Origin of the sequence: Micromonospora sp. NPDC023633, assembly GCF_040640035.1 — a bacterium.
Lineage (GTDB): Bacteria > Actinomycetota > Actinomycetes > Mycobacteriales > Micromonosporaceae > Micromonospora.
In genome coordinates this window covers 1-6,028 of record NZ_JBFABB010000221.1, presented here as the reverse complement: position 1 = coordinate 6,028, position 6,028 = coordinate 1, and the positions used below count along the sequence as shown (strand labels likewise).

4 protein-coding genes are annotated in these 6,028 nt (G+C 75.7%); 1 reads left to right on the top strand and 3 read right to left on the bottom strand.

Annotated elements, in window-relative coordinates:
* Together AB0G13_RS33660 and ligA are read right to left on the bottom strand one after the other, a co-directional pair.
* Positions 1–1,675, bottom strand: a 1,675-nt coding sequence (locus AB0G13_RS33660; protein WP_357883418.1) for a GGDEF domain-containing protein, incomplete at its 3' end; no start/stop codon positions are given.
* Positions 1,676–1,848: 173 nt separating this feature from the next.
* Complete coding sequence (gene ligA / locus AB0G13_RS33655) at positions 1,849–3,984, bottom strand: NAD-dependent DNA ligase LigA (protein ID WP_357883415.1); 2,136 nt, start codon at positions 3,982–3,984, stop codon at positions 1,849–1,851.
* A 199-nt stretch (positions 3,985–4,183) separates the two neighbouring features.
* Here ligA and AB0G13_RS33650 point away from each other — a divergent pair, with 199 nt between their 5' ends.
* Complete coding sequence (locus tag AB0G13_RS33650; protein WP_357883412.1) at positions 4,184–4,714, top strand: type II toxin-antitoxin system PemK/MazF family toxin; 531 nt, start codon at positions 4,184–4,186, stop codon at positions 4,712–4,714.
* 121 nt (positions 4,715–4,835) lie between these two features.
* Here the strand turns inward: AB0G13_RS33650 and AB0G13_RS33645 are convergent, their stop codons facing one another.
* Positions 4,836–5,837, bottom strand: coding sequence for an ADP-ribosylglycohydrolase family protein (locus tag AB0G13_RS33645; RefSeq protein WP_357883409.1), 1,002 nt, complete (start codon positions 5,835–5,837; stop codon positions 4,836–4,838).
* Between the last annotated feature and the right edge of the window lie 191 nt (positions 5,838–6,028).

The following is a 6,028-nucleotide window of genomic DNA, read 5'->3' as shown; positions in this document are numbered from 1 at the left end:
TCTTGGTGCGGCCGAACGGCCACCGTCCCGTCTTGTCGCCGGCCTTCTTCCCGCCGTCGCTGGTCGGCTTTCCACCGCCGCCGGGGGTCGTCCCGGCGGCCACCGCCCGGCGGCGGATCGGGTCGGCGGCGGTCACGATCCGGTTGATCAGCTCGTCGGTGGGCGGCGGTCCGGGGCGCTGCCTGCGGCGGCGCAGCCGCCAGCGGCCGGACCCGGAAGCGAGACCCGCGACGTCGGCCGGGAGCGCTGCCCCGTCCCCGCCCCGCGCGCCGCCGGCGACCGAAGCGCCGTCCTCCGCTCGCCAGGGGGCGTCGTCGTCCGACAGGTCGGCCTCGACGGCCCGGACCGCCCCGGGCGGGTCGCCGGCCGGACGGCCCGCCTCCAGCACCCGGCGCAGGTCGGCGAGCAGGCCGAGCCGCTCGGCGGAGTTGTGGTCGGACTCGGCCGCGTAGATCGCCACGGTGTCGTTGCGGTGCTTGGCGTCGTACATCGCCACGTCGGCGTGACGCATCAGGGTTGCGAAGTCCTCGCCGTGCTCGGGGAAGAGCGCGATGCCGATCGAGCCGCCCACGTCGAGCGGCAACCCGTCCAGCGACACCGGCTCGGCCAGCGCGCGGACCACCCGGCCGGCGAGCTCGCGGGCCTCGTCGACGTCGGCCAGGCCGGTCATCACGATGGCGAACTCGTCCCCGCCCAGCCGGGCGACCATGCCCTCACCGACCACGCCGGTCAGCCGGGCGCTCACCTCGACCAGCAGCCGGTCCCCCACCGCGTGCCCGAGCGCGTCGTTGACGTTCTTGAACCGGTCGAGGTCGATCAGGAGCAGGGCCAGCCGGGCGTCGGGCTCGCCGCGGGCCGCCCGTTCGGCGTGCAGGTGCACCTGCTCGCCGACCTCGGCCAGCAGCGCCTTGCGGTTGGGCAGGCCGGTGAGCGGGTCCAGGGAGGCGAGCTGCTGCTGCTCGACGCTGAGCCGGGCCATCCGGTAGACGGCGAACAGCGGCACCAGCACCAGCGGGATCAGCGCCGCGCTGGCCCGCGCCGCCGCGACCAGCACCGGGGCGAGCAGCAGCAACGAGCCGGTGGAGAGCAGCTCGAAGCCCAGCCCCTGCCGCAGGCTGGGCCACCACCGGTCGCCGAAGCGCAGCCGGACGGCCGCGCTGACCAGCGCGTAGTTGACGGCGAACCAGGCCACCGTCGCGCCGCCCACCGCCAGCACGTCCGTCCCGCGCAGCCGGCCACCGTCGAAGATGGTCCCGGGCCCCAGCCAGGTGACCGCGTACGCGGCGCCCAGGGCTGCGGCGTACTGGGCGGCGTTGAAGGCGGTCCGCCACGGGGCGTGGCCCATCCGCCAACCGGAGACGACGACGGCCACCGCCTGCACCAGGATCGCCGGGCCGAACCCCCAGCCGAGCAGGATGGCGAAGGTGAAGCAGGTGGACGGGAAGACGGCCGAGGTCTGCCGGCGTCCGGGCGGGACGAACGGGCGCGCGTCACAGCCGACGGCCAGGGCCGCCATCACCCAGAACGCCACCGGCAGTCGCGGCAGCTCGGCCGGGAGGTCGAGCAGCGGGCGTACGCAGAGCACCGCCGCCAGCGCGACCACCGACCAGACGAAGGCGAAGAATGGGCGTGCCCGGCCAGGCGGAACGGAGTTTCGCGAGTCTGCGGCCTCCATCACACCTCCCGAGGCTCGGTCCACGAGGCGTGACCCGGTGGCACGCCGTGCCACCAATGAAACGCCCTCCGTGTCGCAATGCCCGGTACGACAGTCGCGAATCGGTCGTAGTCGTAATTAAGTTGGTATCTCGACCTGCCCCGCCGGGCCGGTGGCCGCTCCCGCCCCCGGCGTCACTGCTCGGTGCGGGCGACCTCCCGGGCGGCCTCCGGGCCCGCGTCGAGCAGTACCCGGAAGCCGTCCTCGTCGAGGATCGGCAGCTTGAGGCTGGCCGCCTTGTCGGCCTTCGAGCCGGGATTCTCGCCCACCACGACGAAGGACGTCTTCTTGGAGACCGAGCCGCTCACCTTGCCGCCCCGGCTCTGGATCGCCTCGGACGCCTGGTCGCGGCTGAACCCCGGCAGCGTGCCGGTCACCACGACGGTGAGCCCCTCCAGGGGGCGCGGCCCCTCGTCTCCCGCCTCCTCGGCCATCCGTACGCCGGCCTCGCGCCACTTGCGGACCACCTCGCGGTGCCAGTCCACGGCGAACCACTCCCGGATGCTCGCGGCGATCGTCGGCCCGACACCGTCGACCGAGGAGAGTTCCTCCTCGCTGGCCCGGTCGATCGCCTCGATGGAGCGGAAGTGCCGGGCGAGCGCCTGCGCGGCGGTGGGGCCGACGTGCCGGATGGACAGGCCCACCAGCACCCGCCACAGGTCGCGCTCCCTGGCCACGGCCAGGTTGTCGAGCAGCTTGGCGGCGTTGCTGCCGAGGGTGCCGTCCTTGTTGACGAAGAAGGGCGACCGGGCGAGCTGCTTCTCGTCCAACGAGAACAGGTCGCCCTCGTCGGTGATGACCTGGGCGTCGAGCAGCGCCGCCGCGCCCTTGTGGCCGAGCGCCTCGATGTCGAACACCTTGCGGCCGGCGAGGTGGAAGACCCGCTCCCGCAGCTGCCCGGGGCAGGTGCGGGAGTTGGGGCAGCGGATGTCGACGTCGCCCTCCTTCGCTGGCGCGAGCGGCGTGCCGCAGGCCGGGCAGGTGGTGGGCATGACGAACGGCCGGGCGTCGGCGGGGCGCAGGTCGACCACCGGGCCGAGCACCTCGGGGATCACGTCGCCGGCCTTGCGCAGCACCACGGTGTCGCCGATCAGGACGCCCTTGCGTTCGACCTCCCGGGCGTTGTGCAGCGTGGCGTACGCGACGGTGGAGCCGGCCACCTTGACCGGCTGGAGGACGGCCCGCGGCGTGACCCGGCCGGTGCGGCCGACCTCGACGTCGATGTCGAGCAGCTTCGTGTTCACCTCCTCCGGCGGATATTTGAAGGCGATCGCCCAGCGCGGGGCCCGGCTGGTCGAGCCGAGCCGACCCTGGATGGAGACGGGGTCCACCTTGACCACCACGCCGTCGATCTCGTGCTCGACGTCGTGCCGGTGCTCGGCGTAGTGGGCGATGTATTCCGCGACACCGGCCAGGTCGGGCACCACCCGCCAGCGGTCGCTGGTCGGCAGCCCCCACGCCTTCAGGGCCGCGTAGGACTCGGACTGCGTCACCGGCTGGAAGCCGCGGCGGGCCCCGATGCCGTGCACCACCAGCCGCAGCGGCCGGGACGCGGTGATCCGCGGGTCCTTCTGGCGCAGGCTGCCGGCGGCGGCGTTGCGCGGGTTGGCGAACGGGGCCTTGCCCTGCTCGACCAGCCCGGCGTTGAGGTCGGCGAAGGCGGCCACCGGGAAGTAGATCTCGCCGCGGACCTCGACGAACTCCGGCACGTCGCCGAACTCGGCCGACGTGGCGAGCTGGCTCGGCACGTCGGCGATGCTGCGCACGTTGGCGGTGACGTCCTCGCCGGTGCGGCCGTCGCCCCGGGTCGCCGCCCGGACCAGCCGCCCGCGCTCGTAGGTGAGGTTGATGGCGAGCCCGTCGACCTTCAGCTCGCAGAGGTAGGGCACCGGCCCGCCCGCGTCCCGCTCGACCCGCTCGGCCCAGGCCGCCAGCTCCTCGTCGGCGAAGGCGTTGTCGAGGGAGAGCATCCGCTCGGCGTGGGCGACCGGGGTGAAGTCGGTGGAGAAGGTGCCGCCGACGCGCTGGGTCGGCGACTCGGGGGTGCGCAGCGCCGGGAACTGCTCCTCCAGCGCCTCCAGATCCCGCAGCAGCCGGTCGAACTCGGCGTCGGGGATGAGCGGCGCGTCCAGCACGTAGTAGCGGTACTGGTGCTCCGTCAGCTCCTGGCTGAGCGTGGCGTGCCGTTCCCGGACGTCGGGGGTCGGCTCGGCGCCCGCCGCCGCCTCCTGTGCCGGAGTGACCTGCTGGGCAATGGCTTCCTCGGACACCGTGCGACCTCCCGTGATTCCGCTACCTCGGAACCGTATCGGGCCGGTGGGACAATCCGCCGGCCGCCCGCCGCGCCCGAGCGGCGACGGGGCCGCCGGCGTGCGAGGATCGCCGGACGGCGGGGCCGCGCGGGCAGGTCCGCTCCGCCGTCGAACCCGCGGCGTCCGCGCCGCGCCCACTGACCAGGCGGGGGTACGGATGCCGGAATGGCTGCTCTGGGCGGCGGCGATCGTGCTGGCCGTGGCCGCCGGCTGGGCGTGGAACGACCGGCGGCGGGGCGACCGCGACGCCGCCGAACGTCCGCCCCGGCGTCCGCGTGCCCGGCCCGGCCGCAGGACGCCGCCGGGCGGTCCCGGCCGGTCCACCGCGCCGCCCCGACCGCGTACCGCCGAGCGGGCTCCCGCCGGGGCGCCGCGCCCCGGCGAGATCTGGTGGGCCGACGTCCCGTACGCCGACGGCACCGGCTCGAAGGTGCGGCCCTGCCTCGTGCTGCGGGCCGACAGCGGGGGCGCCGACGTCCTGAAGATCACCAGTCAGGACAAGAGCACCCGGGACGACCACGTCCGCATCCCGACCCGGGAGTGGGATCCCGACGCCGCGCACGACAGCTTCGTCGACCTGGCCGAGCCGGCCCACGTCCCGCTCGCCGACTTCTCCCGCCGCGCCGGCGTCTGCGACCCCGCCCTGTGGCGCCGCATCCGCCGCCTCCCCCACCTGCCCGGCGCCTGACCCGCACCCGCCCGGGCCGGCCGCACCCGCGGACCGGCGGGTTCCGCCCGTGCGGCCAGGCCGAGGGGTTCCGCCCGTCCGACCAGGCCGAGGGGTGCCGGCCGGGGCGGAGGGGCGGGGGTCAGCCCCAGGCCAGGGCGAGGGTGGTGAGCTGGTCGGCGTACTCGATGCGGGCGGCCCACGGGGCGGGCCAGGCCGCCATGCCCAGCGCGGCGCCGACGAAGGCGCCGGCCAGCGCGGCGATCGAGTCGGAGTCGCCGGCGGTCGTGGCGCCCCGGGCCAGCGCGGCCACCGGGTCGTCGGCGTGCCGGATCGCGCAGAACAGGGCCGTGGCCAGCGCCTCCTCGGCGATCCACCCCTCGCCGGTGTGCCGGCACGGGTCGCCGCCGTCGTCCGGGCCGGCGAGAGCGGCGTCGAGGCGGCCCAGGACCGCGAGGCACTCGTCCCAGCCCCGGGCGATGAAGTCCTCCGGCGTGTCCACGCCGGGGCGCTGCCAGAGGTCGCCGAGCCAGTCGGCGCGGTAGACCCGCCGCTGGTCGCGGGCCCGGTCGACGAGCAGCCGGGGCAGCTCCGCCAGCGTCGCGCCGTCGCGCAGCAGCCGCACCGCGTACGCGGTCAGCTCGCTGGCCGCGAGGCCGGTCGGGTGGCCGTGGGTCAGCCCCGCCTGGAGCTGGGCCAGCCCGGCGAGGGTGTCCAGGTCGACGTCCAGCAGGCCGACCGGGGTGACCCGCATGTTGGCCCCGCAGCCCTTCGAGCCGGCCACCGTCGCCTCCTGCCAACGCATCCCGCGCCCGAGTTCGGCGCAGGCGCGCAGGCAGGTCATGCCCGGCGCCCGGTTGTTCTCCGGGCTGGCCGCCCAGTCGAGGAAGCGCCCCCGCAGCAGCGGCTCGACCGCCTCCGGAGTCAGCGCCGGCGCGTCGTGCAGCGCCCAGCCGACCGCCAGCGCCATCTGGGTGTCGTCGGTCACCAGCGCCGGGTCGCCGGCGAGGTCGCGTGGGCCGGCCGGCCCGTAGCGGCGGACGATCTCGGCGACGGTCAGGAACTCGGTCGGCTTGCCCAGCGCGTCACCGTAGGCGAGGCCGAAGAGGGAACCGGCGGCCCGCCGGAGCGGAGTGTCGATCATTCCCGCGATCATGCCGCCCGCAGGCAACCCGCACCACCCGGCGGCGTCGCCGGCCCCCGCTCGCGACCACGCGTGACGAGCGGGGTGTCGGCCCGGGCCCCGGTCCGGGGCGCGTCCGGCAGCGCCGGCTCGGCGGCTGGCCGGCTCGGCGGCGGGCCGGCTCGGCGGCTGGCCGGCTCGGCGGCTGGCCG